The sequence below is a fragment of the Marivita lacus genome (genome assembly GCF_014637725.1).
Classification (GTDB): domain Bacteria; phylum Pseudomonadota; class Alphaproteobacteria; order Rhodobacterales; family Rhodobacteraceae; genus Marivita; species Marivita lacus.
The window spans coordinates 240,867-265,535 of the sequence record NZ_BMFC01000004.1; the positions used below are offsets into that span (position 1 = coordinate 240,867).

The following is a 24,669-nucleotide window of genomic DNA, read 5'->3' on the forward strand; positions in this document are numbered from 1 at the left end:
AGTGTTGGAACGAGGGACAGTGAAGGTACGACGGGTGTTCCAGTCCCGCGACCCTGCATTTCAGTTAGGGTCGATTCTGAGCGTTTAAAGGGAAAAACCACCAATCCTGGTCACAGTTGCGTCAGCGATCAGGGCAAAAGCGGCTCTGCCACGACCTGAGGCTCGGTGACATGCAGCGTTTCGTGTATGCGCTCGGACGGATCGTCACCCACCCGGCGCGAGCGGCGATAGAGGAACAGCTTTCCCCAGCCTTTCCAATTGCCCGAGGACGGCGCGTGCACGTTCTGCGCAAAGCGCATGCGCCAGTTTTCGGGCAGCGGCAGACCGGCGCTTTCGGCCCGGTCGAGCATCCAGACCAGCGGGATATTGGCCAGCGGCCGCGCCTCTTCATGGCCGCGCAATTGCCCGCCGATATCGCCATGCACCCCCTTGAACCAGACCTGTTCCACATGCCCGCCCCAGCCCGGCGGGCAGGACCAGAGCACGGGCTCATAGGCCATGCGTCGTTCGTGATAGGCCAGCGCGTGAAAGCCGTGCCGGATCGAGGGGCCAAGCTGGTCGCTGTGGAATGCGTGTTTGTCATTGGTGAAGCGCCAGATCAGCGGCAGCCGTATGCCCAGCGCCTTGACCGTGTCCCAGACCCCGACAACCGTGATCTCTGGCGCGTCGTGGCAGTAGGCGCGGACAAAGGCCTGCGCGGTGCAGGCTTCGGATGCATAGCGGTAGAGGCGGTAGGCTTGGCGGACATTGCGTTCGGTCGCATGTTCGGCCCGTACCAGCCCGATCCTGTCGATCACCCCGGCCAGCGACCGCACCGCATAGGCGCCCCGGGAATAGCCGAAGAAAAAGATCCGGTCCCCCGGTCGATAGCGCGAGGCCAGAAAGCCGTAGGCTCGGCAGATCTGGCGGTTGATCCCGCGCCCGACTGCGATGTCCGACGCGCTGCGCCAGTCCGACCATTGCAGTCCGGATTCGTAATAGACCGACAGATCGCCGCCCACCTCTTGCAGCAGGCGGTAGAGACAGCCTGCATTGCTTTCGCATCCCGGCTCGAGCGAGGACAGCGTGCCGTCAAGGATGATGACGTGATCGCGGGAGCCGCGCCGGACGGAAACCTGTGACTGGCCCGCAGAAAACCGTCTGCGGAACCAGCCAAGAATTGTGTCACTCAGCCGCGACGCGCGCATCCTGCAACATGCCCCAGACCCGTTGCGGTGTGAACGGCATGTCGGCCTGACGCACGCCGCGTGACCACATGGCGTCCTGAACGGCGTTCGCCACGGCTGCCAGCGCACCGACAGTGCCCGCCTCTCCGCAGCCCTTCATGCCCATCGGGTTGGTTTTGGACGGCGTCGCTTCCGTGGTGAATCCGATCATGGGAATATCATTGGCGCGCGGCATCGCGTAGTCCATGAACGTTGCCGTGAGCAGTTGCCCGTCTTCGTCATAGACCACCCGTTCGGTGATCGCCTGCCCCAGACCCTGCGCCACGCCGCCATGCACCTGGCCCTCGGCCAGCATCGGGTTGATGAGATTGCCGAAATCGTCCACGACCGTATAGCGGTCGACGATGACATGGCCCGTGTCGGGGTCGATCTCGACCTCGGCCACGTGAGCACCGTTGGGGAAACTGCGCGCGTCCAGAGTTGCGGTCGCGTCAAAGGTCAGCAGGTCCTCGCGCCCCGCCTCGCGCGCCATCTGCGCCACTTCGAGCATGGTCGGTGTGACGTTCGACGTGCCGACGCGGAACTGTTCGTCGTCAAAGCTGATCTCGCTTTCCTCGACGCCCTGCGCGTCGGCAAGGAAGGCTGTGAAGGCGGTGAGGATCTTGTCCACCGCCGCCAGCGTCGCGGTGTTCTGGATCGTGACAGACCGCGATCCACCCGTGCCACCGCCGCGCGCGATCAGGTCGCTGTCGCCCTGCACGAAACGGATCTTCTCCGCCGGGATGCCCGTCTGGTCCGCCAAGAACTGCGTGAACACGGTCTCGTGCCCCTGCCCGTTGGATTGCGTGCCGACATAGATCGACGCGCCGCCATCCTCGTCGAAGGTGACCTTGGCGTCCTCGACCGGCGCACCGAGAATGCTTTCGATGTAGTAGCACAGCCCGATGCCCCGCAGCTTGCCCTCTGCTTCGGACGCAGCACGGCGGGCATCGAACCCGGCACGGTCGGCAAAGCCTTCGGCGCGGGTCAGAACGCGGTCGAAATCGCCAACGTCATAGGTCTCGCCGGTGGTTGTCTTGTAGGGAAACTGGTGCGGCTTGATGAAATTGATGCGGCGCAGTTCCCACGGATCAAGACCCAGATCGCGCGCGGCGCGGTCCATGACGCGCTCCAGAAGGTAGATCGCCTCGGGCCGCCCGGCCCCACGGTACGCATCGACCGGCGTGGTGTTGGTATAGACGCCTTCGACCTGCAGCCACGAGGTCTGCACGTCATAGGTGCCCATCAGGACCTTGGAGAACAGGTTCGTCTGGATGGCCTGCGCGAAATGCGAATTGTACGCGCCCATATTGGCCACGGTCTGCACCCGGTAGGCGGTGATGCGGTTGTTCTGGTCAAAGGCCAGTTCAGCCGTGTGGCGCAGGTCGCGGCCCGCATTGTCCGACAGCATCGCCTCGGTGCGGTCCGACATCCAGCGCACGGGCTTTCCCAGCATCTTGCAGGCGATGGCGGTCAGGAAATTCTCGGGATGCGGCATCGCCTTCATGCCGAAGCCACCGCCTGTGTCGGGGTTGGTGACGCGGATATCACCCTCGGCCATGTTGAGCACGCGGGCCATCTGTTTCTTGTGCTCCCAGACACCCTGCGCGTTCAACGCGAAATGCAGGCGGCCGCCCTCCATCTCGGCGTAGCAGCCGCGCGGCTCCATCGCGTTGACGATGATGCGGTTGTCCTCGACATCCAGACTGACGGTGCGGTGCGCGGTCTTGAACGCCTGTTCCGTCGCGTCCTCGTCACCCATGCCCCAGTCGAAAGCCACGTTGCCCGGTGCCTTGGAATGCAGTGCTTCACCGCCCGAGGCGAGGCCCAGATGCACCGGCTTGTCGGTATAATCGAACTCGATCAGCTCTGCGGCATCGCGCGCCGCCTGAAGACTTTCGGCCACGATGAACGCCACCGCTTCGCCGACGTAGCGCACGGTATCCGTCGCAAGGATCGGGCGGAACGGTGCGGCCCCCATGGTGCCGTCGCGGTTCGGAACGGTGGTGCCCCAGAGCCCCTCTGTATAGCCCGCCTCGGCCAGATCGGCGGCCGTCAGGACCAGATGAACACCCGGTGCCTCGCGCGCGCCCGACACATCCAGCGTGTCGATATCGGCATGGGCCACGTTGGAGCGGAAGACGTAGCCCCGCAGAGCATCCACCGGCGCGATGTCATCGACATAGCGCCCGGTCCCGTTGAGAAAGCGAATATCCTCAACCCGTTTGACAGGCTGTGACTTGCCGAATTTTTCCATGTCCGTCCTCGCGCGATTGACCCCGTGGGCTTGAGCGGGACACTAGCCTGCGAGACCGTACTGTCCAGCCTCTTCGCGTCAATCGGACAGGTCGATCATGTGGCGTGTGCCATATCCGTTGAACCCGGTGACCAGCGCGAGACTGTAGGCCCCTGCCCCGGTCAGCAGGATATGGTCCTGTTCGGCTGTATCGGCAGGCAAGGCCCATGTGCCGGGCACCCGGTCGAGGCTGTCACAGGTGGGGCCGAAGATGGTGAAGGGCTGTGCCTTTGCGCTGCGGTTTTGCCCCGAACCATCGAACACGGAATGCTGCGCAGGCACCGGCATGTCGCGCCATTCGCCCAGCGCGCCGTACAGCCCGTCATTGAGGTAAAGCGAGTCCCCGCTGCGCGCCTTGACCCGCAGCAAAAGCCAGAGCGCATCGGCCACCATCGCCCGCCCCGGTTCACACCAGAGCCGCGGCGTGTGATCGGGAAACCGCGCGGCGGTGGCGCTGCGGATGGTGTCGAAAATCCGGGCAAGCGGGTTGTCCTGCGTGTCGCTGACCGCCGGAAATCCGCCACCGACATTGAGCGCAGCAAGACGCACCCCGGCGTTCCGGGCGATGGTCGCACAGGCGGCGATGTAATCCGCCCAGCTGGACGCATCGGTACATTGCGTGCCGGGATGGAAGGTCAGCGCAGGCGTCAGCCCCCGCGACGCCACCTCTTTCAGAAGCGCAGTTGCGTCCTCGGGTGAGGCGCCGAACTTGCTGCCGAAATCATAGGCACCACCGCTGCGGCGCAGGGTCAGGCGCACGGCGATTTCGGTGTCTGGCGGCAGATCGCCCAGTTTGTCGAGCTCTGACACGCGGTCGACGGACCAGGACGCGATGCCCAGCGCCTTGGCCTCTGCGATCTCGGTCATGGACCGGATCGGGTTGTGATAGTGCAGCCGCGCGTTCGGACAGACGCGCCGCGCCGCCTGCATCTCGGCGACCGAGGCGACATCGAACGTGGTGATCCCTGTCTTCGTCAGAATGGACAAAATCTCGGCGGCGGGATTGGCCTTGACCGCGTAGCTGACCGTTCCGGGAAACCCACGCTGAAAGCCTTGCGCGGTGCGGATCAGCGCATGGGGCCGGAACAGCGCCAGCGGCGCGTCGGGCTGTGTTTCGCGGATCAACGTTGCAACACGGGCCTGATCGAACCGCGCATGTTTGATGTCGTCTTCGCCTGCACTCATCGGGGGCCTCGTTCTGCGACGGGTTATGCTCTGGTCCAAGTCTGCGGCCGGACGCCGTCAGATCCTGTCGGCAGTTCTTGCAAAAATGACTCTTTTGCACTCAAACTGACGGGATGACGCTACAGATCGACGAAACAGATGCCGAATTGATCGCCCTGCTGCGACGCGATGCGCGCATGCCGGTGGCAGAACTGGCGCGCAAGCTGGGGCTGGCGCGCACAACGGTGCAGGGCCGCATCGACCGGTTGCTGGAACGCGGCGTGATCGCCGGGTTCACCCTGCGCAGCGGCGATGCGCTGGCGGCACCGATCCGGGCGACGGTGCTGGTGTCGATTGCGCCACGCACCGGGCCGGGGGTGCTGTCACGGTTGCGGGCGCTGCCCAGCGTGGAAGCGGTGTTCACCGTGTCGGGGAGGGTCGATCTGGTGGTCGAGATCAGCGCGCAGACAACACAGGATCTGGACCGCGCGCTGGACGACATTGCCGAAGCGAAAGGCGTTCAGAGCTCCGAGAGTTTCATCCACCTGTCGACCAAGATCGACCGACGGGGATAGGCGACGCGCCTAGTCTTCCTCGGCGGTGCTGTACTTCTGGATCAGCCCCGCCTGCGCGACGAAGAAGGCAAAGGTCACGCCCATTTGTCCGACCGTGTCCCACAGGACGAAAGCCTGTTCCGACATCAATTGCCAGATCGCAACGTTCAACACCGCCATCCCGAAAAAGAACCCGGTGACGCGGCGCGTCAGCTTCATCCAGCCGTCATCCTGAAGGGGCATCAGTTCTTCCATCACGTAGCGCAGCCATGATCGGCCGAAGAGCAGCCCGATGCCAAGGATGGCCCCGAAGGCACCATAGATCAGTGTCGGCTTCAGCTTGACGAAGCGGTCATCATTGAACCACACGGTCAGCCCGCCCATGACAATCAGAACCACTGCCGTGAACACCTGCATGCGCCCGATGGTGCCGGTGAGCCACCAGATCGCTGCCATCGAGGCAAGCAACACGGGCACGAACACTGCCGTCATCGCTACAAAGGCGCTGTAATCCTGCCCGCCAACGGTGAAAACAGTGTCCTGAAACCAGAAATAGGCTGCAAGAAAGCCCAGCACCGGACCCAGTTCGAGGGTGGATTTCACCCATTGCGGGATGTGCCGTTGTGTCACTGATCAGTCTCCGAATTCCACGATGACAGCCCCTAACGCGATCAGGGCCATGAGCGCAATCCTGCGCGGTCCCACGGTTTCCTTCAAGAACACCCAGCCGATGATCGCAGCGAACACGGTCGATGTCTCGCGCAACACCGCCGCTTCGCCCACATTGTCGAGGCGCGTGGCCACCATGATGGAGCCAAAACTGAAAAAAGCCACCAGCCCGCCGATCACACCTCTGACAGCCAGCGGCCCCAGAGCGGGCCTGAGCGCCATGTTGCGATAGCGCCGCGCCGCGATGACCGGCATGACAAACCCGTCGATCATGAAGAACCACGCAAGGAAGGTGAACGGGTCGGCCGTCGCGCGGATACCGTAGGCGTCATAGGTGGTGTAAAGCGCCACGAAGAGCCCCGTGGCAATCGCCAGCATCAGCGCCACCGCAAGCGTGTCGCGTTCGGGCACGAGGTAGATCAGGTTGTAGACCGCAAGCCCGAAGATGCCCGACAGCAGCACCGCAAGGCCAAGCCATTGCGTTGGGGAAAACACCTCTCCGAAGATCAGATAGGCACCGATCACCGCGAAAAGCGGCCCCGTGCCGCGCACCACAGGGTAGACGACCGTATAGGCGCCCTTGGTGTAGGCCTGCGCCTGCAAGAGCTTGTAGAGCAAATGAATCACGAAAGCCCCGAAGAAGATCAGCCACATATGCGGCTCGGGCCAGGGCACGACGAAAAGCGCAAAGGGTGCGGCCATCAGGCAGTAGCTCGCATCAATCGCGCCGCGCGACATCCAGGGATCATGCCGCCCTTTCTGCAAGGCACCAAAGATGGCGTGCAGCAGCGCCGCCAGAAGCGCAAGCCAGAGGGCAAGCTGCTGACCGGCAGCCGTCCCTTCGATCGACACAAGCCAGGCGCTCATCTGCGGAACAATGCCTCGCGCCGGATCGTTGGGAGGTGAGACATGTCTGAGGCCACTTTATGGAATTCCTGCTCGACGACCTGACCAGCACCTTTTCGGAAGTGCCCGCAGGTGTTGCGTTCCTGCGGATCGTGAGCGCGGTGGTTCTGGCAGCCGTGATCGGTCTGGAACGGGAACGGCGAAAAAAGCCCGCCGGGTTGCGCACGCATATCCTTGTGTCCGTTGCGGCCTGCCTTTTCGTGATTTTGGGTCAGGAGATTGCCGCGCTGGATTTCGGCGGTGACGCCAAGCGGGTCGATCCGCTGCGCATGATCGAAGCGGTCACGGCCGGTGTCGCGTTCCTTGCGGCCGGTCTGATCTTTACCTCCAACGGCGAAGTGCGGAATGTCACCACGGGCACATCGCTCTGGCTGGCGGGTGCGGTGGGTCTGGGCTGTGGTGCGGGTCAGATCGCGCTCGCGGCGATGGCAACCGGGGTTGTCATGTTCGTGCTGATGCTGTTGCGCCAGTTGGAAAAACTGATGGGCACGCACTAGTCGGTCACACCGGTGAGCGCCGCCGCGAATTCCTCGGGGTCGAAAGGCTGCAGATCGTCGATCTGTTCGCCCACACCGATGGCGTGAATGGGCAGGCCGAACTTGTCGGCCAAGGCCACCAGCACGCCACCCTTGGCAGTGCCGTCGAGTTTCGTCATCACGAGGCCGGTGACATCGGCCAGTTTCTGAAAGGTTTCGACCTGGCTCAGGGCGTTCTGGCCCGTGGTGGCATCAAGGACAAGAATGGTGTTGTGCGGCGCGTCGGGGTCTTTCTTGCGGATCACGCGGACGATCTTGGCCAGTTCCTCCATCAGGTCGGCGCGGTTCTGCAACCGACCTGCGGTGTCGATCATCAAGAGATCCGCACCATCCGACTGTGCCTTGGTCATGGCGTCAAAGGCAAGGCTGGCGGGGTCCGATCCTTCGGGCGCGGTCAGCACCGGCACACCGGCGCGGTCCCCCCATATTTGAAGCTGTTCCACAGCCGCCGCGCGGAACGTGTCACCGGCGGCGATCACGACGTTCTTGCCCGCGGCGCGAAACTGGCTGGCCAGCTTGCCGATGGTCGTCGTCTTGCCCGACCCGTTCACGCCCACCACCAGCACCACCTGCGGCTTGGTCGGATAGAGAGGCAGTGGTCGCGCGACAGGTTCCATGATGCGGGTCACTTCGGCGGCGAGCAATTGCTTGATCTCGCGCACGCTGAGTTTCTTGCCATAGCGCCCTTCGGCGATGTTGGCGGTGACCCGCAGCGAGGTATCGACCCCCATATCGGCTTGGATCAACAGCTCTTCGAGCTGTTCCAGCATGGCGTCGTCAAGTTCGCGCCTCAGTTCCGTGGGTGCCGCTTTCCGTCCCAGAAGGCGATCCAGGAAACCCGGCTTGCCGGCAGTTTCAGGGCGGGCTTCCTCGACAGGTGCCATGCCGCCGCGGGCGATCTCGGCAACACCGATGTCCTGCACGGCGGCCTGCCCCATCGATTGCACGGGTATTTCGGTCGGCGGGCCCGGCGGGATTTCCGATGGCGGCGACGGGGTCGGGTCACTGGGTTGTGGTGCCTCCGACGGTGGCGGTGGCGGGCTCACCGGTGTCGGTTCGGGCGCGGGCATGTCCGGGCCGGGTGTGCTGGGCGGTTCCTGCCCCGGCACATCGGGTTCCGGCACTTCCTGCGGGCGCTCGGGCTCGGGCAGATCCGGCTGCGGCACCTCGCGCGGCGCGTCCGGGTCGGGCAGATCGGGTTCCGGCACCTCTTCGGGCGTTTCGGGCGCTGGCACGTCCGGCGGCGGCGAGGCCGGCTCCGGCTCGTTCGGAGGCGTGTCGGGGGGTGGATCGTTCGGCGGGGGTGCTTCGGGTGTGGGCGTTTCCGCGCCGCCATCCGCGACGATGGCGTCAAGCCCCTCGTCCAGCTTGGACGAGGATTTGAAAAGCTTCGATTTCAGCTTGCCGAAAAAGGACATAGGGGACCGTTCGTTCAAGGGTCGTTCCCTTTCACCTAGTCCTTTCCGGGCAAAGATGGAAGGCTCAGACCTCGTCGGGGAAATGCTTCATGGTCAACCGGATGGGGTTCGGCGCCGCCTGTCCCAGACCGCAGATCGACGCATCCGCCATCGCCTGACAAACGTCCTCCAGAAGCGGTTTGTTCCAGCGTTCGGCCTGCATCAGCTTGACCGCCTTTTCGCAACCCACCCGGCACGGGGTGCACTGACCACAGGACTCGTCCTCGAAAAACCGCAGCATGTTGAGCGCGGCATCGCGCACGCGGTCGGTGTCGGACAGCACCACGACAGCAGCGGACCCGATGAACGACCCGTGCGGCTGCAACGTGTCGAAGTCGAGCGGAACATCATCCATCGACGCAGGCAGGATGCCCGAGGACGGACCGCCGGGCTGATACGCCTTGAAGCCGTGCCCCTCGGCCATGCCGCCCGCGGCCGCGATGATGTCGGTGATCGTGCTGCCCGCGGGCAGAAGATAGACACCCGGATTGGCGACGCGACCGGATACGGAATAGGACCGCAGCCCCTTGCGGCCGTTGCGTTCGACGGTGTTCAGAACTTCCGGCCCCTCGCGGCAGATGCGCGTGATCCAGTGCAGGGTCTCGATATTGTGCACCAGCGTGGGCCGATCAAAGAGCCCGACCTGCGCCACATAGGGTGGACGGTGACGCGGGATGCCGCGCTTGCCCTCGATGCTTTCGATCATCGCGGATTCTTCACCGCAGATATAGGCCCCCGCCCCGCGCCGCAGGTCGATATAGCCGGGTGCGACCATGCCAGCGGCTTCAAGTGCCGCGATCTCGCGGCGCAGGATGGCAAGCACGGCGGGGTATTCGTCGCGCATGTAGATGAAGCAGGTCTTGGCCTCGACCGCCCAGGCGGCGATCAGCATGCCTTCGAGGAAGAGATGCGGGATGCGTTCGAGGTAGAACCGGTCCTTGAACGTGCCCGGTTCGCCCTCGTCGCCGTTTACGGCAAGATAGCGCGGGCCGGGATTGGCACGCACGAAGCCCCATTTCCGGCCTGACGGGAACCCAGCCCCGCCCAGACCGCGCAGGCCAGAAGCCAGCACCTTGTCCTGTACGTCTTCCCAATTGCCATTGGCGCGCAGGTCGATCAGCGCGGAATAGCCGCCGGTCTTCAGGTAGGCGTTCAGATCCTGGTAATCGGGGATGTGGGCATGGGTGTCGCCCGCCGCGATCGCCGTCTGCACCTTTTCGGGGGTGGCGTGGTCGATATGGTTGTGGCCCAGCTCCAGCACCGGTGCGGTGTCGCAACGGCCCATGCAGGGGGCACGCACGACGCGCACCGCAGTCGGATCAAGCCCGTCCTCCAGTGCCTGTTGCAGCGCCTGCGCGCCTGCCAGTTCACAGGACAGCGAATCGCAGACCCGGATGGTCAGCGCGGGCGGCGGGGTTTCGCCTTCCTTCACGACGTCGAAATGCGCGTAGAAGGTCGCGACCTCGTAGACCTCGGCCATGCTCAGGCGCATCTCTTCGGCCAGCGCGCGCAGGTGGTCGGCGCTCAGATGGCCGTATGCGTCCTGAATCAGGTGCAGGAACTCGATCAGCAGGTCGCGCCGGCGGGGTTGGTCGGCCAGCAGCGCCTGTACCTCGGCCAGCGCTTCGTCGGTGTATTGACGGCCCTTGGGCGTCTTGCGGCCCTTGCCACGTCCGGATTTCCACACACCCTTGCGTTCGTCCAATGCCATCGAGATCGTCCTTTGTTCGCGCCACGCCGCAAACTCGCACAGGCGCGACCCTGCCACGAGCCTGAAAACGACGCTAAACGCAGCCCAACCGCCTTGGCACCGGCGTGCATGGGCAACCTGTGTGGAATTTCGGAAATCTTACGCCGATGTCATTTGAACCGGGCGCGCGTCTTGGCTAGGCTTGCGCCATGTTGAACACACTCAAATCCGCCACGCTTGCGATCCTTCTGGCCACGCCCTGCCTTGGGGCTGAGCCGATGAACGGCGCGCAGTTCGAAGCTTATGTGACCGGAAAGACGCTTTATTTCGGGCAGGGCGGTCAGGCCTACGGCGTTGAGGAATATCTCGAGGACCGCCGCGTGCGGTGGTCGTTCCTGGACGGCAAGTGCAAGGACGGCATCTGGTACGAAGAGCAGGACATGATCTGCTTCGTCTACGAGGACAATCCGACGCCGCAATGCTGGTCGTTCTTCAAAGAGGCCAACGGGTTGCGGGCAATTTTCGAGAATGACCCGAACGCGACGACACTTTACGAGGCGCAGCAGAATGACGAGCCGATGGTGTGCCTTGGCCCGGAGGTTGGGGTCTGAGGTTTGTGCGGTCGGTGCGGATGATGCGCTCTGCGCCGAAATAGCAAAGCGCATGCGTTGATCACAGCTGCGTTCGACCCCGCACTTGGCTGTTTTTACGGCAGAAACAACTATTTTTTAAGAACTGTCTTAGAAACTTAGTACTAAGTTTCTTGGGGCCCTCCATAAAATTCTGGCGGAAGCGTGCGGCAGGTGGCGCACCATGTCACCACCAGAAATCCCAAGCTCGGTCTGAACAGGCGGCACTCCAAACGCACAAAAAAAGGGGCCAGCCTTTCGGCCAGCCCCTTCGATGTCGGAAGGTCGACGTTACTCGCGGTTGCCGAACAACTGCAGCAGGAACATGAACATGTTGATGAAGTTCAGATACAGGCTCAGCGCGCCCATGATGCCCGACTTCGTCATCCATTCCTTGTCGCCGTGCGCGGCGTGCTCAAGGTACGTGTTCTTGATGTTCTGCGTGTCATAGGCCGTCAGACCTGCGAAGATCAGCACGCCAAGGATCGAAATCGCGAACATGATCGCCGGCGACTGCAGGAAAATGTTGACGATCATCGCCACGACCAGGCCGATCACACCCATGATCAGGAACGCGCCCCAACCCGAGATGTCCTTCTTGGTTGTGTAGCCATAAAGCGACAGCCCCGCGAAGGCGATCGAGGTCACGAGAAAGATCTGTGCGATCGACATGCCGGTGAAGGCCACGAAAATCCACGCGAGGCTCAGGCCCATGACCGATGCGAAGGCGTAGAAGAACAATTGCGCGCCAGCGGCGGACAGCTTGTTGATCATCGCGCTCATGGTGAAGACCATGATCAGCGGGGCGAACATGATGATCCAGCCAAGAATGTTCGGCTGAAGCGTCGCCGGATCGCGGAAAATCGCCAACAGGTCAGGGCTTGTGCCCACGGCCCAAGCGACAGCAAAGGTGAGCAGCATGCCGACAGACATGGTGCCATACACCTTGTTCATGTGCGCGCGCAGACCCTCATCAATCTGGGCGGCTCGGGCGCCAGCAACGCCGGTCGACCGGATTGTGTTAAACTCAGCCATTCATCCCTCCGAAATACAATGGATGCCACCCGCGTCTGCGGGGACAGATGAGCAGAATATCGGGGCTTGCCGACCGCATTTCAAGCATTGCTGCATGATCTGCATGTCAAAAAATGCACCGAATTTGCATTTTTGGGCATTTTGGGGGGAAGGTCGGTCCTGAGTCATCCGATCCAAGAGGCCGGAGCGTCCCAGACCGGGCGATTTGCCTCGGCTTCGGCGGTGCGGCGATCAACACCGATATCCGCCAGAAGATGCGCGTCGAGCGTCGCCAGACGGGCGCGGCTGCGCTGCATCGCCAGCGCGGCCGAAAGGCGGGTCAGCAGGCCGGTGCGGTGGGCGGGCCGCGACGGGATTTCAAAACCAGAGTGCATCATGCGCGACATGTCATGTCCTTTCCATTTCGTGATGTGTTCGATCCGAACCATCGTATTGCCTGATGCATATGGCGATGCTATCGTCATTTGTGAAACGAATGTTATTGAAGTCATCCATCATGGTTTGTGATATATGAGAAACTTGGACATCACGACGCTGCGGTCCTTCATCGCGGTGGCCGATGCGGGCGGCGTTACACGGGCCGCGTCCTTTCTGAACCTGACGCAATCCGCCGTGTCGATGCAGATCAAGCGGCTGGAAGACAGCCTCGATCTGACCCTGCTCGACCGGCAGGGGCGCGGCGTGGCACTCACCTCGGCGGGCGAACAGCTTCTGGCCTATGCGCGGCGCATCGTCGATCTGAACGACGAGGTCTACGGCAAGCTGACCAACACGGTCTGGGAAGGCGAGATCGTCCTCGGCGTGCCGCATGACATCATCTATCCCGCGATCCCCAATGTGATGAAGGCGATGCAGCGCGATTTTCCCCGCGTGAAGGTGCAGCTTATCAGCTCGTACACGAGTGATCTGAAGGATCAGTTTGCGCGCGGCGAGGTCGATGTCATCCTGACCACCGAGACACGGCCCGACAGCGCCGCCGAGATCATGATGAAGGTTCCGCTGCGCTGGTACGGTGCCCCCGGCGGTCAGGCGTGGAAGGTCAGCCCCCTGCCCGTCGCCTTCTGCAACCATTGTTCGTTTCGCCCCGTGGCGCTGGGAACGCTGGAAAAGACCAGCACGGCCTGGGATCTGGTTCTGTCCTCTGACAGCGACCGCGCCATCGAAGTGGCGGTCTGCGCCGATCTCGCGATCACGTCGGTGCTTGAAGGCCACGAACCGCCGCAATTCGAAGCCATCCCGCTGAGCGCCAACCTGCCCGATCTCGGACAGCAGTCCGTTGCGCTCTATCGCGGCACGGCGCGGCCACAGATCATTGAGCCGCTGTGCGACCTGCTGCGCCGGGAATTCGCGGCGATCTCGGGCGTCGATCTGCGCGCGGCGGCAGAGTAAGGCGCGGGCTTAGGCCTCGTCGGCCAGACGGATGACAACCTTGCCGGTGGAGGCCCGGCTGCGCAAAAGCTCCAGCCCCTCCGCCACCGTGTCCAGCTCCAGAACATGGCTGACATGCGGCTTCAGCTTGCCGTCGCAATACCAGTCCATCAGCGTCGCAAGGCTGCCCGTGACCACTTCGGGCCGGAACTGCAGATAGCCGCCCCAGTAGACCCCCAGCACCGAGATGTTCTTGACCAGCAGATGGTTCGACTTGATCTGCGGCACGTCCCCGCTGGCAAAACCGATGGGCAGAAGCCGCGCCTCGGGATTGCAGGACCGGAACGCCGCGATGAACTGGTCGCCACCCACCGGATCATAGACCACGTCCGCGCCGCCCAGCGCCTTCATCTCGGTGCGGATGTCCTGCGTCGCGGCGTCGATCAGGTGATCCGCTCCCGCCGCCCTGGCCGCGTCGAGCTTGGCCGCGCCGCGTGCGCAGGCGACCACCTTGGCGCGCATCAGCTTGCCGATCTCGACCGCCGTCAGCCCGACACCGCCCGCAGCCCCCAGCACGAGCAGCGTTTCGCCCGGTTTCAGCCGCGCCCGGTGATCCAGCGCGACATGGCTGGTGCCATAGGCGATCTGGAACGCCGCCGCGTCGATCATCGACATCGCATCCGGCAGACGCACCGCGCGGCGCGCGTCGAAACAGCCATACTCGGCCAGCCCGCCCTGCCCGCCGAACACCGCAACACGGTCGCCGACCGCAAGCCCCGTCACCGCGTCGCCCAGCGCATCCACCGTTCCCGACACCTCCATACCGAGAGTGAAGGGAAGCTGCGGCGTGTCCTGATAGGTGCCTTTGACCATCAGGAGATCGGCGAAATTCAACCCGCAAGCATGGATTCGCACCCGGATTTCACCCGCTGCGGGGTCAGGAACGGCCACATCGTGAATCTCCGGTGCGGCGTCGTGACTATGGACCTGATATGCCTTCAAAACGGGCTCCCACGTTAAATTTTCATTTTGCCACTTTGGCTTACGTGCACGTCACTGTCACGCGCCGCAGTGCTTTTCGAGCGGCCAAAACGCACCAACCCAGCGTCCGGTTACCGTTTGTTAACCATTTTCCGATGCGGCAGGCCAATTTTCTTGCCCTCATACCTGTCATGCTATAGCTTCCGGGCATCAATAACCGGATAGGTTGTTCTGCCTCCGTCTTGCAAGACTATCGAGACCCGGCATTCTATCCGACAGAACAAGACGCAAGATGCGTTTGGCGAAAGGGAGCAATATGGCACATCCTGTTGACATCCATGTGGGAAAACGAGTTCGGCACCGGCGTTGGCTGGTCGGCATGACCCAGCAACAACTGGCTGAAAAAGTCGGAATCAAATTCCAGCAGATCCAGAAATACGAAACCGGTGCTAACCGCGTCAGCGCCTCCCGGCTCTGGGACATCGCGGATGCGCTGGACGTGCCCGTGGCCTTTTTCTTCGAAGGCATCGAGGACGCGCAGAAGAAAGACGCCGCATCCGTCGGCATCGAAGCGATCCCGGCCGATCTTCTGGGCGACAAGGAAGCACTGGACCTGATCCGCTCCTACTATGCGATCCCGGAAAACCAGCGTCGTCGCCTGTTCGAACTGGCACGCGTCCTGTCCGACGTCGCTTGAGCACGCCTGCCACCTGAGGTAGCCCTTGGCGGGCTGCGTTCAGGAGGCGTTTCATGACAGAGTTTACCCCCGACGATGCCGCTGACCTTTGGTCAGTGGCAGACCGCATGGCGTATGCCGCCCGCGCGGCGATCCTGCCGCATTTCCGGTCCGGCGGGCTGGCCACCGACAACAAGCTTGCGGGCGGGTTCGATCCCGTCACCATCGCCGACCGCGCCGCCGAGACCGCGATGCGCGACGTACTGGCCGACCTGCGCCCCGATGACGGCATTCTGGGCGAAGAGCACGGCAGTGTCGCGGGCACCAGCGGCCTGACCTGGGTGCTCGATCCGATCGACGGCACGCGCTCCTTCATCAGCGGCACGCCGACATGGGGCGTCCTGATCGCACTGTCGGATGAGACCGGCCCTGTGATGGGCATGATCGACCAGCCCTATATCGGCGAACGCTTCATGGGCGGGTTGGGCCGCTGCAACTGGACCGGCCCTCGGGGCAAGGGCGCGCTTGCCACGAAATCCACCACCGACCTGTCACAGGCCATCCTGTTCTCGACCTTCCCCGAGATCGGCAGCGACGATCAGCGCACGGCGTTCCAGCGTGTCACCCGCGCGGTCCAGCTGACCCGCTATGGCTGTGACTGCTACGCCTATGCGCTGCTGGCCGCCGGACAGATCGATCTGGTGATCGAGGCGGGGCTGAACGCCTATGACGTGCAGGCCCCCATCGCCGTGATCGAAGCGGCGGGCGGCATCGTCACCCAATGGGACGGCACGCCTGCGCATGATGGCGGCACGACGCTCGCTGCGGCCACTCCAGAACTGCACGCCGCGGCACTGTCCCTGCTCAACGGCTGACAAACCGCGCAATTCACGCTACACGTTCCCCGCCCGGGCGAGTCCTTGCGCTCCTTTTCTGTCGCCTTGGCGGGTAATCCACACCGAAAAGGGCAGGATATGTGTGGAGCACGCGGCATGACAAGTCTCATCAAGAATGCGTCAACCCTTTTGACGATGGACACGACGCAGTCCGAACTGACCAACGCGGATATCCGCATCGAACATGGTGCGATCACCGAAATCGGGCATGGCCTGACCGGCGCGGACGAGACCATCGACGCCAGGGGCTGTGTCGTCACACCCGGTCTGGTGAACACCCATCACCATCTCTACCAGACCCTGACCCGCGCGGTGCCCGGCGGGCAGGATGCGCTGCTTTTCGGCTGGCTTCAGACGCTCTATCCGATCTGGGCGCGGTTCGGTCCCGAAGAGATGTTCATCTCGGCGCAGATCGGGCTGGCGGAACTGGCGCTGTCGGGCTGCACGCTGACCTCGGATCACCTTTACCTCTACCCCAACGGCGCGCGGCTGGATGACACGATTGCCGCAGCGCAGGACATCGGCATGCGCTTTCACCCGACGCGCGGCGCCATGAGCATCGGGGAAAGCGATGGTGGCTTGCCGCCTGATGCGCTGGTCGAAGACGAGGCGGCGATCCTCGAGGACTGCATCCGCCTCATCGACGCGCATCACGACGCCAGCGACGGCTCGATGGTGCGCGTCGGCGTGGCCCCCTGTTCGCCTTTTTCAGTCAGCCGTGATTTGATGCGCGATGCAGCCCTTCTGGCCCGCGACAAGGGTGTGATGCTGCACACACATCTGGCCGAAAACGACGAGGACATCGCCTACAGCCTCGAGAAATTCGGCTGCCGCCCCGGCCAATATGCCGAAGACCTTGGCTGGACCGGGCCGGATGTCTGGCACGCGCATTGCGTGAAACTCGACGGGCACGAGATTGATCTCTTTGCCAAATCCCGCACCGGCGTCGCGCATTGCCCATGCTCCAACTGCCGCCTTGGATCGGGCATCGCGCCGGTGCGCGCCATGCGCGATGCCGGCGTGCCGGTGGGTCTGGGTGTCGACGGATCGGCCAGCAACGATGCGGGCAACCTTGTCGCTGAAGCCCGTCAGGCGATGCTTCTGCAACGGGTCGCCAACGGGGCCAATGCCATGAGCGCCCGCGAAGCGCTGTTCATCGTCACGCGCGGCGGGGCGGACGTGCTGGGCCGCCCCGATTGCGGCCAGATCGCGGTGGGCAAACGCGCCGATATCGCCATCTGGGACGTGACCGGCGTGGAAAGCGCCGGAAGCTGGGACCCGGCAGCGCTGCTTCTGGCAGGGCCGACGCGGGTGAAACACCTGCTGGTCGAGGGGCGACAGGTGGTGCGAGACGGGCATGTCACGACCATCGACCTGCCCCGCGTGATCGAGCGTCAGACCGCGCTGGCCCAAAGGCTCATGGGCTAGCCCGCATATTCCTGCGCAAAAGAATGCCGGATGCGCCGAAGCATCTGGCACGCGCGATTTGATTTGTTAGTGTCCGTGCAAACCTATGCAGAAACGGGGCCGAGCCAATGACGCGCATCAAGACCACCCATGTCGGATCGCTGCCACGCACGCAGAAGGTGGTTGATTTCATCTTCGCCCGCGAGAACCGGCAGGAGTATGACCCTGCCGCCTTTGACACCGCTATGACCGAGGCATCGGCAAATACCGTGCGCCGTCAGGTGGACGCGGGCATCGACATCGTGTCGGATGGCGAGACTTCCAAGATCAGCTACGCCACCTACGTCAAGGACCGCTACACCGGCTTTGACGGCGACAGCCCCCGCAACGCGCCTGCCGATCTCAAGCTGTACCCGACCTTCCTAGAACGGCTCAAGAACGATGGCGGCACCCCGAAATATGCCCGTCCCATGTGCGTGGGAGAGGTAAAGTCCAAGGGTCAGGGCGAGTTGGAAACCGACATCGCCAATCTCAAGGCCGGGATGGCGGTGCACGGCGCAACCGAAGGCTTCATGAACGCCGCCTCCCCCGGTGTGATCTCGCTCTTCCTGCAGAACGATTTCTACCCCACCCGCGACGCCTATCTTGCCGCACTGGCGGATGCGATGCGCGCCGAATACCGCACCATCGTGGACAGCGGGCTGATGCTGCAGCTTGACTGCCCCGACCTCGCCCTGTCGCGGCACATGATCTTCACCGACCTGTCGGATGCCGAGTTCGTCAAGATCGCGGACAGCCACGTGGAGGCGATGAACCACGCGCTGGACGGGATCGACCCGTCCCGCGTGCGGGTGCATATCTGCTGGGGCAATTACGAAGGGCCGCATGTCTGCGACATCGACATGGACACGGTGTTCCCGACCCTGATGAAGGTGCGCGCGGGCCAGGTGCTGTTCGAGACCTCGAACCCCCGCCATGCCCATGAATGGACCGTGTTCCGCGACCGCAAATCCGAGATCCCGGATCACATGGTTCTGGTGCCCGGCGTGATCGATTCGACCACCAACTTTGTCGAACATCCCGAAGTGGTCGCACAACGGATCGAACGGTTCACCGACATTGTAGGCCCCGACCGCGTGATCGCGGGCAGCGATTGCGGCTTTGGCACCTTCGCCGGGTTTGGTGCCGTTGATCCCGAGATCGCCTATGCCAAGCTGGAAACGCTGGCCAAGGGTGCGGCGCTCGCGTCGGGGCGTCTCTGATCCATGATCGAACCCGTCGTTTTCCTGCCCGGCATGATGTGCGACGCGCGGTTGTTCGAGCCGCAGATCCGCGCCTTTTCCGCCACCCACCCGGTAATGGTCGCGCCGATCACCCATGGCCAGCGGATGGAAGAGATCGCGTCCGGCATCCTGCCGCTCTTGCCGCACAAATTCGCTCTGGCGGGGCTGAGCATGGGGGGCATCGTGGCGATGGAGATCCTGCGCCGCGCGCCCGAACGGGTGACCCGCGTGGCGTTGATGGACACCAATTGCCTCGCCGAAACGCCTCCCGTCGCCGCCAACCGCGAGCCGCAGATCGTCAAGGTGAAGTCCGGCAAGCTGACCGAGGTGATGCGCGACGAACTGAAACCCAATTACCTCGCCCCCGGCCCGCGCCGCCCCGCCGTGCTGCAAACGGTGATGGACATGGCGCACACGCTGGGGCCGGAGGTGTTCATCCACCAGTCCCGCGCCCTGCAACGCCGCCGCGACCAGCAATCCACCCTGCGCAAGATCCGCCAGCCCGCGCTGGTGCTCTGCGGCGCGCATGACGTGCTGTGCCCGGTCAAGCGGCACAGCTTCATGGCCGAACTGATCCCGCATGCGCGGCTGGTCGTGCTCGAGGATGCGGGCCACCTGCCGACGCTGGAAACCCCGGACGAGACCAATGACGCGCTGTGGGAGTGGCTGCATCAGCCCTACGTGCTGCGCTGAGGCCACGATGCGTCGACGCATCGTGGATGGTCCGTCGACGGACCATCTTGAGGGCTCTGCCCTCAAACTCCCGAGGGTATTTTCAAACCAGAGAAGACAAGGGACCGCACAGCGTGAAATGGGGCGATTGACCGCGGTGCCGTCTTCGCCTACGCCACAGCTCGCGCGGAGGGCTGGATGGCCGCCCCTTTCATACGGGGGAGGAAAGTCCGGACTCCCTGAAGCAATGGTGCCGGGTAACGCCCGGGCAGGGCAACCTGACGGAAAGCGCCACAGAGAACAGACCGCCCCGATCTCGATCGGGGTAAGGGTGAAACGGTGGGGTAAGAGCCCACCGGGGGGCTGGCAACAGCGCCCGCATGGCAAGCCCCACCGGGAGCAATGCCGAATAGGGGGATCGCGCCGCGTGTCGGCAGGGTCGCTTCAGCCCAGATCCCCGGGTTGGCAGCACGAGGCCGGTGGCAACATCGGTCCCAGAGGAATGGTCATCCATCCTCGGGGCAACCCGAGGGGGACAGAATCCGGCTTACAGGCCCTCCGCGCGTTTTTCTGGGCCTTTCGTGCAAAGAACCCCGCCTCAAGGGTTGACTCACCCGCGCGCGACGGTAGAAGGCAGCTTTCATGATGGAATTCACGGGCAGTCCTTGCCCGATGCAGGAGACGACCCATGGCGAAGCCGACCACAATCAAAATCCGCCTGAACTCGTCTGCGGGAACGGGTCATTTCTATGTGACCAAGAAAAACGCGCGGACGATGACGGAAAAGATGTCTGTTCGGAAGTACGACCCCGTCGTGCGCAAGCACGTCGAGTACAAAGAAGGCAAGATCAAGTAAGCCTTCCGGTCACACGGACAGTGAAGAAAAAGCCGCGTCAGGGTGATCCTGTGGCGGCTTTTTCATTTGAAGACGCAGGGTTGCTATGGTGATCACGGCATGGTCCTCACCAGGCATGCAGGATTTCGCATGCCGGGAATAACGAAAACGTGATCGCCAAATCCGCGATTTTCGCGCGTCGCAACCATTTCCCCTCAAAGAAATCTGGTAGGCTTTGGTCGCAAACATCCATCGGACATTGCCTTGACCCGATTTCGAGCCCTCTCCGCTCTGGCTTTTATGGCAACATTGCTGGCCATGGCAGCCCCCAGCCATTCGCAGGGCTACGGCACGGAGCGCCGCGGAGGCGGCACGACGCAGGTAGAGGTCGATGGCGTCATTCGGGGCTTCACCGAGGGTGTGCAGCAATTATGCGGCAATATCCCTGACCCTGCTTTCAGGGTAGACTGTGTCGCAGATTATTTCGACTGGCTTGCCGACAGACTTCCTCAAACCCAGGAGTTTCGAGAAGCAGAACGGATCATCCGCGACGCAGCGAGCCAGTTGAACCGCGTTGCGCGCGACAATGCCTCCACGACCAAGCGTCCGGCAGTGTTCCGCCTCGGAAACAGCAGCAGGCAAACCAGCCGCGCCGTGATCCCCGTCGCCCCCGAGCGTCAGGCCAGAGCGCGCTCTGCAGCCCTCGCGATCGTGGAAGAGGCCGAAACAAGACTTCTGCGCTCCGCAGACAGATCACAACGCAGCAGGGTCGCCTTCGCAAACATTGCAGCAATCGTGGGAGATTCGTCTGCAGTCCTGTTGCGAGCGAGCTAGCCCGGGCCGTCCAAGTGACACGCACGTCGAGTACAAGGAAGGCAAAATCCATTGTCCTCCGGTCATGCGGACAGTGGAGAAAAGCCGCCTCAGGAGTGGCTGTAGAGCGTTCATCGAAATATTCCTGCCGGCAGAAGCGTGCAGACCGGTTTCGGCGCGAAAAGCAAGATGCACTTGGTTCGCGCGACCAAACCTCAGCCCATCCTCTGCCCCATCACCCAAACCCCGGACACCGCGCGGTCGTCGCCCATCATGATCGTCGGGAACACCGCCTCCCAGATATCCGCCGCGCGGCGGCTGCGTTGGGCGATGGCGGGGGTTGAGCCCAGATCGAGCGTGATGAAATCCGCCTCGGTCCCCGGTGCGAGGTTCCCCACGCGGTCCGCGATCCGCAAGGACCGGGCCGAGCCTTCGGTGGCCAGCCAGAGAAGCGCCGACGGGTGCAGCGCCGTGCCGCGCAGTTGCGCCACCTCGTAAGCCGCCGCCATCGTTCGAAGCATGGAAAACGAGGACCCGCCGCCGGTATCGGTGGCCAGCCCCACGCGCTGACCCTCGGCCACCAGACCCGCCATGTCGAACAGGCCCGACCCGATGAAGGTGTTGGAGGTCGGGCAATGCACCAGCGCCGCGCCCACCTCGCGCAGACGGTCGCGTTCGCGCGGCTCCAGATGGATCGCATGGCCGTAAACCCCGTTTGCCCCCAGCAGCCCATGCGCCTCATAGGTGTCAAGGTAATCGCGCGCCTGCGGGTAGATCCCGCGCACCCAGGCGATTTCGTCGGTCTGTTCGCTCAGATGTGTCTGCATCAGGCAATCGGGGTGTTCGGCCCACAACGCTCCCAGCGCCGACAGCTGGTCGGGCGTCGAGGTGGGCGAAAAGCGCGGCGTGATCACATAAGACGCCCGGCCCTGCCCGTGCCAGCGCGCCAGCAGCGCCTTGCTGTCGTCATAGGCCGATTGCGCCGTGTCCCGCAGCCCATCCGGCGCATTGCGGTCCATGCAGGTCTTTCCCCCCAGCACCCGCATCCCCCGCGCCTGCGCCGCGTTGAAATAGGCCTCCACGCTTTGCGGATGAATGGTGCAATAGCTGCACATCGTCGTCGTGCCATGCGCCAGCGCCAGGTCCAGATACCGCCCCGCGATCTCTGCCGCATAGTCTGCATCGCCGAACCGCATCTCCTCGGGGAAGGTGTAGGTGTTGAGCCAGTCGATCAGCCGCTTGCCCCAGCTCGCGATCATCGCGGTCTGCGGGTAATGCACATGGGCGTCGATGAACCCCGGCAGGATCAGTGCCTGCCCGTGATCCTCGACCGCCGCCTGCGGATGGTCTCGGCGCAGATCATCCGCCGTGCCCCGCGCCAGAACATGCCCGTCCTGCACCGCGATGGCGCCCCGCGGATCAAAGCGCGCGGCGTCCGGTCCCTCGGTCATGGGATTGTCGGTGAACCAGAGGGTCTGGCCGAGATGAAGCGTGATGTCTGACATGGAAGGCTCTTTTTGGCTTGGCCGGATGACCCTATCGCGGCACGCCACGTTGGTAAATTGCGCGCATGCCCTGTTGTCTCGCGTCCAGATTGCGTAAACGTGAGGGAAGCCATTCAGCAAGGGGGCAGCGGGCAAGATGAGCGACGACCAAACCATCGAGGCACCCGAAATCGAGGAAACCGAAGACGCCTACAGCCTTGGCCGCAAGGCGGTGGCGCAGATCCTCTTTGCCGTGGACCGCGACGACCGCGATCAGCTTGTCGAGTTGATGGAGCCGCTGCACCCCGCCGACATCGCCGACCTTCTAGAGCAGATCAACGCCTTCGACCGGATGCGGCTGATCAAGCTCTATGACAAGGAATTCGACGGCGACATCCTGTCGGAACTCGACGAATCGATCCGCGAGGAGGTGATCAGCCTCCTGTCGCCGCAGGTTCTGGCCGACGCGGTGCGCGACCTTGACAGCGATGACGTGGTCGACCTTCTCGAAGACCTCGACCAGCCGCAGCAGGACGCGATCCTCGACGCGCTCAAAGACAGCGACCGGGTCGCCGTCCAGCAGTCGATGACCTACCCGGAATATTCCGCGGGGCGCCTCATGCAGCGCGAGGTGGTGATGTCACCGGAACACTGGAACGTCGGTGAAGCCATTGATTACCTGCGCAATTCCGACGATCTGCCAGAACAGTTCTACCACATCGTGCTGGTCGATCCGCGCCTGCGCCCGGTGGGCAATGTCACGCTGGGCAAGCTGATGGGGTCGCGCCGCGAGGTGATGCTGCAATCGCTCGTCGAAGAGACGTTCCACATCATCCCGGCCACGCAATACGAAGGCGACGTGGCCTATGCCTTCAACCAGTACCACCTGATCTCGGCGCCCGTGGTGGATGAAAACGAACGGCTGGTGGGTGTCATCACCATCGACGACGCGATGGCTGTGCTGGACGAGGAACACGAGGAAGACGTGCTGCGTCTTGCCGGTGTGGACAGCGAAAGCTCGCTCTCCGACCGGGTGCGCGAAACCACCAAGCGCCGGTTCCCGTGGCTGTTCGTGAACCTCGTGACGGCGATCCTGGCCAGCCTCGTGATCGCGCAGTTCGAAGACGCCATCGCCACCATTGTCGCCCTCGCGGTGCTCATGCCGATCGTGGCCTCCATGGGGGGCAACGCGGGCACGCAATCCCTGACCGTTGCGGTGCGGGCGCTGGCCACCAAGGATTTGACGCGCTCGAACGTCTGGCGGGTGATCCGCCGCGAGGTGATGGTGGGGCTGATCAACGGGCTGGCCTTTGCCGTCATCATGGGCACTGTGGGCTATATCTGGTTCGGTTCACTGGAACTGGGTGGCGTGATCGCGGCGGCCATGGTGATCAACCTCGTGGTGGCGGGGCTTGCGGGCACGGGCATTCCCATCGTGCTCGAAAAGCTGGGCATCGACCCGGCGCTGGCCTCGGGGGCGTTCGTGACCACCGTGACCGACGTGGTGGGCTTTTTCGCCTTCCTCGGACTGGCCGTCGTGGTGCTTCTGTGACGCTGGAACAGCACAAGGCCGACGCGCGCAAGGCCGCCTTTGCCCGGCGCAAGCTGGCGCATGAGGCAGGCCATCGCGGTGCTGCGGGCCATCTGAGCGCCGTGCTGGCGGGCTATCGCGGTGTGCCGCTGTCGGGCTATCTGCCGATCCGGACCGAGATCGACCCCCTGCCCGCCATGGCCGAGGCTGCGGCACACGGGCTGGTTGGCGTGCCAGTGATCCGCGCCAAGGCGCAGCCGCTCGTGTTCTCGCAATGGGAGCCGGACTGCGCGCTGATCGACGGCCCGTTCGGCGCGTCTGTGCCTGCGGTGGAACGGCTGATCACGCCCGAAGTGCTGATCGTGCCGCTGGTCGCCTTTTCGCGCGCGGGTGGTCGGTTGGGTTATGGCGGCGGGTTCTATGACCGCACGCTCGAAGGCCTGCGCGCACAGCGTCCGACCCTTGCCATCGGCTTTGCCTATGCCGCGCAGGAAGCCGACGATCTGCCGCTGGAGGCGACAGACCAACCACTCGACATGATCGTGACGGAACGAGAGGTCATAGAGATCGGTCGGTGACCCG

At 63.5% G+C, this 24,669-nt stretch carries 24 protein-coding genes and 1 other RNA gene; 14 read left to right on the forward strand and 11 right to left on the reverse strand.

Annotated elements, in window-relative coordinates:
• Positions 1 to 128 precede the first annotated feature (128 nt).
• From IEV82_RS11045 to IEV82_RS11055, 3 genes are all read right to left on the reverse strand, one after another.
• Complete coding sequence (locus IEV82_RS11045) at positions 129 to 1,187, reverse strand: T6SS phospholipase effector Tle1-like catalytic domain-containing protein (protein WP_188482078.1); 1,059 nt, start codon at positions 1,185 to 1,187, stop codon at positions 129 to 131.
• Positions 1,165 to 3,462: a xanthine dehydrogenase family protein molybdopterin-binding subunit gene (locus IEV82_RS11050; protein ID WP_188482079.1), complete on the reverse strand. Its 2,298-nt coding sequence runs from the start codon at positions 3,460 to 3,462 to the stop codon at positions 1,165 to 1,167. Before IEV82_RS11050 ends, IEV82_RS11045 begins: the two co-directional genes overlap by 23 nt.
• A 78-nt stretch (positions 3,463 to 3,540) precedes the next feature.
• Positions 3,541 to 4,686, reverse strand: coding sequence for a type III PLP-dependent enzyme (locus tag IEV82_RS11055; protein ID WP_188482080.1), 1,146 nt, complete (start codon positions 4,684 to 4,686; stop codon positions 3,541 to 3,543).
• Between the two features lie 113 nt (positions 4,687 to 4,799).
• Between IEV82_RS11055 and IEV82_RS11060 the strand changes: the two genes are divergently transcribed.
• A complete protein-coding gene (locus IEV82_RS11060) occupies positions 4,800 to 5,240 on the forward strand; it encodes an Lrp/AsnC family transcriptional regulator (protein WP_188482081.1) in 441 nt (146 codons plus the stop codon).
• 9 nt (positions 5,241 to 5,249) lie between these two features.
• Here IEV82_RS11060 and IEV82_RS11065 read toward each other — a convergent pair whose 3' ends face one another.
• On the reverse strand, positions 5,250 to 5,849 hold the full coding sequence (locus IEV82_RS11065; protein WP_188482082.1) for an inner membrane-spanning protein YciB: 600 nt from the start codon (positions 5,847 to 5,849) through the stop codon (positions 5,250 to 5,252).
• Between the two features lie 3 nt (positions 5,850 to 5,852).
• Positions 5,853 to 6,755, reverse strand: a complete 903-nt coding sequence (locus tag IEV82_RS11070) for an EamA family transporter (RefSeq protein WP_188482083.1) — start codon at positions 6,753 to 6,755, stop codon at positions 5,853 to 5,855.
• 59 nt (positions 6,756 to 6,814) lie between these two features.
• Between IEV82_RS11070 and IEV82_RS11075 the strand changes: the two genes are divergently transcribed.
• Positions 6,815 to 7,291 carry an MgtC/SapB family protein gene (locus IEV82_RS11075; RefSeq protein ID WP_188482084.1) on the forward strand — a complete coding sequence of 159 codons (477 nt, stop codon included), beginning with the start codon at positions 6,815 to 6,817 and terminating at the stop codon, positions 7,289 to 7,291.
• On the opposite strand, the gene ftsY is transcribed toward IEV82_RS11075, so the two are convergent.
• Complete coding sequence (gene ftsY, locus IEV82_RS11080) at positions 7,288 to 8,748, reverse strand: signal recognition particle-docking protein FtsY (RefSeq protein ID WP_188482152.1); 1,461 nt, start codon at positions 8,746 to 8,748, stop codon at positions 7,288 to 7,290. The genes IEV82_RS11075 and ftsY overlap by 4 nt on opposite strands.
• 64 nt (positions 8,749 to 8,812) lie before the next feature.
• Complete coding sequence (locus IEV82_RS11085; RefSeq protein WP_188482085.1) at positions 8,813 to 10,498, reverse strand: NAD(P)H-dependent oxidoreductase subunit E; 1,686 nt, start codon at positions 10,496 to 10,498, stop codon at positions 8,813 to 8,815.
• A 188-nt stretch (positions 10,499 to 10,686) separates the two neighbouring features.
• Here IEV82_RS11085 and IEV82_RS11090 point away from each other — a divergent pair, with 188 nt between their 5' ends.
• Entirely contained in the window at positions 10,687 to 11,088 is a 402-nt protein-coding gene (locus tag IEV82_RS11090; protein WP_188482086.1) for a hypothetical protein, read from the forward strand.
• A 309-nt stretch (positions 11,089 to 11,397) separates the two neighbouring features.
• Here IEV82_RS11090 and IEV82_RS11095 read toward each other — a convergent pair whose 3' ends face one another.
• Positions 11,398 to 12,141, reverse strand: coding sequence for a Bax inhibitor-1/YccA family protein (locus tag IEV82_RS11095; protein ID WP_188482087.1), 744 nt, complete (start codon positions 12,139 to 12,141; stop codon positions 11,398 to 11,400).
• Positions 12,142 to 12,305: 164 nt separating this feature from the next.
• Positions 12,306 to 12,527, reverse strand: coding sequence for a DUF1127 domain-containing protein (locus tag IEV82_RS11100; protein WP_229747755.1), 222 nt, complete (start codon positions 12,525 to 12,527; stop codon positions 12,306 to 12,308).
• A 124-nt stretch (positions 12,528 to 12,651) separates the two neighbouring features.
• Here IEV82_RS11100 and IEV82_RS11105 point away from each other — a divergent pair, with 124 nt between their 5' ends.
• Positions 12,652 to 13,530 (forward strand): LysR family transcriptional regulator, encoded by an 879-nt coding sequence (locus IEV82_RS11105; protein WP_188482088.1) that lies wholly within the window; start codon positions 12,652 to 12,654, stop codon positions 13,528 to 13,530.
• Between the two features lie 9 nt (positions 13,531 to 13,539).
• On the opposite strand, the gene IEV82_RS11110 is transcribed toward IEV82_RS11105, so the two are convergent.
• The gene (locus tag IEV82_RS11110) at positions 13,540 to 14,460 is read right to left on the reverse strand and encodes an NADPH:quinone oxidoreductase family protein (RefSeq protein WP_373285204.1); all 921 of its coding nucleotides are present in this window, start codon (positions 14,458 to 14,460) and stop codon (positions 13,540 to 13,542) included.
• A gap of 346 nt (positions 14,461 to 14,806) precedes the next feature.
• On the opposite strand from IEV82_RS11110, the gene IEV82_RS11115 reads away from it, so the two are divergent.
• The 8 genes from IEV82_RS11115 to IEV82_RS11150 all read left to right on the forward strand — a co-directional run bounded on the left by IEV82_RS11115 (position 14,807) and on the right by IEV82_RS11150 (position 21,093).
• Positions 14,807 to 15,187, forward strand: a complete 381-nt coding sequence (locus IEV82_RS11115) for a helix-turn-helix domain-containing protein (RefSeq protein WP_188482090.1) — start codon at positions 14,807 to 14,809, stop codon at positions 15,185 to 15,187.
• Positions 15,188 to 15,240: 53 nt separating this feature from the next.
• Positions 15,241 to 16,041, forward strand: a complete 801-nt coding sequence (gene hisN / locus IEV82_RS11120; protein WP_229747756.1) for a histidinol-phosphatase — start codon at positions 15,241 to 15,243, stop codon at positions 16,039 to 16,041.
• Between the two features lie 117 nt (positions 16,042 to 16,158).
• On the forward strand, positions 16,159 to 17,490 hold the full coding sequence (locus tag IEV82_RS11125) for an 8-oxoguanine deaminase (RefSeq protein ID WP_188482091.1): 1,332 nt from the start codon (positions 16,159 to 16,161) through the stop codon (positions 17,488 to 17,490).
• 107 nt (positions 17,491 to 17,597) lie between these two features.
• Positions 17,598 to 18,731: a cobalamin-independent methionine synthase II family protein gene (locus IEV82_RS11130; RefSeq protein ID WP_188482092.1), complete on the forward strand. Its 1,134-nt coding sequence runs from the start codon at positions 17,598 to 17,600 to the stop codon at positions 18,729 to 18,731.
• Between the two features lie 3 nt (positions 18,732 to 18,734).
• Positions 18,735 to 19,445 carry an alpha/beta fold hydrolase gene (locus IEV82_RS11135; protein WP_188482093.1) on the forward strand — a complete coding sequence of 237 codons (711 nt, stop codon included), beginning with the start codon at positions 18,735 to 18,737 and terminating at the stop codon, positions 19,443 to 19,445.
• A 165-nt stretch (positions 19,446 to 19,610) separates the two neighbouring features.
• Positions 19,611 to 19,990: RNase P RNA component class A (gene rnpB, locus IEV82_RS11140), an RNA gene on the forward strand.
• Positions 19,991 to 20,112: 122 nt separating this feature from the next.
• Positions 20,113 to 20,280, forward strand: coding sequence for a 50S ribosomal protein L33 (rpmG, locus tag IEV82_RS11145; protein ID WP_139075265.1), 168 nt, complete (start codon positions 20,113 to 20,115; stop codon positions 20,278 to 20,280).
• Positions 20,281 to 20,523: 243 nt separating this feature from the next.
• Complete coding sequence (locus IEV82_RS11150; RefSeq protein ID WP_188482094.1) at positions 20,524 to 21,093, forward strand: hypothetical protein; 570 nt, start codon at positions 20,524 to 20,526, stop codon at positions 21,091 to 21,093.
• Between the two features lie 194 nt (positions 21,094 to 21,287).
• Here IEV82_RS11150 and guaD read toward each other — a convergent pair whose 3' ends face one another.
• Positions 21,288 to 22,577, reverse strand: a complete 1,290-nt coding sequence (guaD, locus tag IEV82_RS11155) for a guanine deaminase (RefSeq protein WP_188482095.1) — start codon at positions 22,575 to 22,577, stop codon at positions 21,288 to 21,290.
• 136 nt (positions 22,578 to 22,713) lie between these two features.
• On the opposite strand from guaD, the gene mgtE reads away from it, so the two are divergent.
• Positions 22,714 to 24,108, forward strand: coding sequence for a magnesium transporter (mgtE, locus tag IEV82_RS11160; RefSeq protein ID WP_188482096.1), 1,395 nt, complete (start codon positions 22,714 to 22,716; stop codon positions 24,106 to 24,108).
• Positions 24,105 to 24,665 (forward strand): 5-formyltetrahydrofolate cyclo-ligase, encoded by a 561-nt coding sequence (locus IEV82_RS11165; RefSeq protein ID WP_188482097.1) that lies wholly within the window; start codon positions 24,105 to 24,107, stop codon positions 24,663 to 24,665. Before mgtE ends, IEV82_RS11165 begins: the two co-directional genes overlap by 4 nt.
• Positions 24,666 to 24,669: the final 4 nt, after the last annotated feature.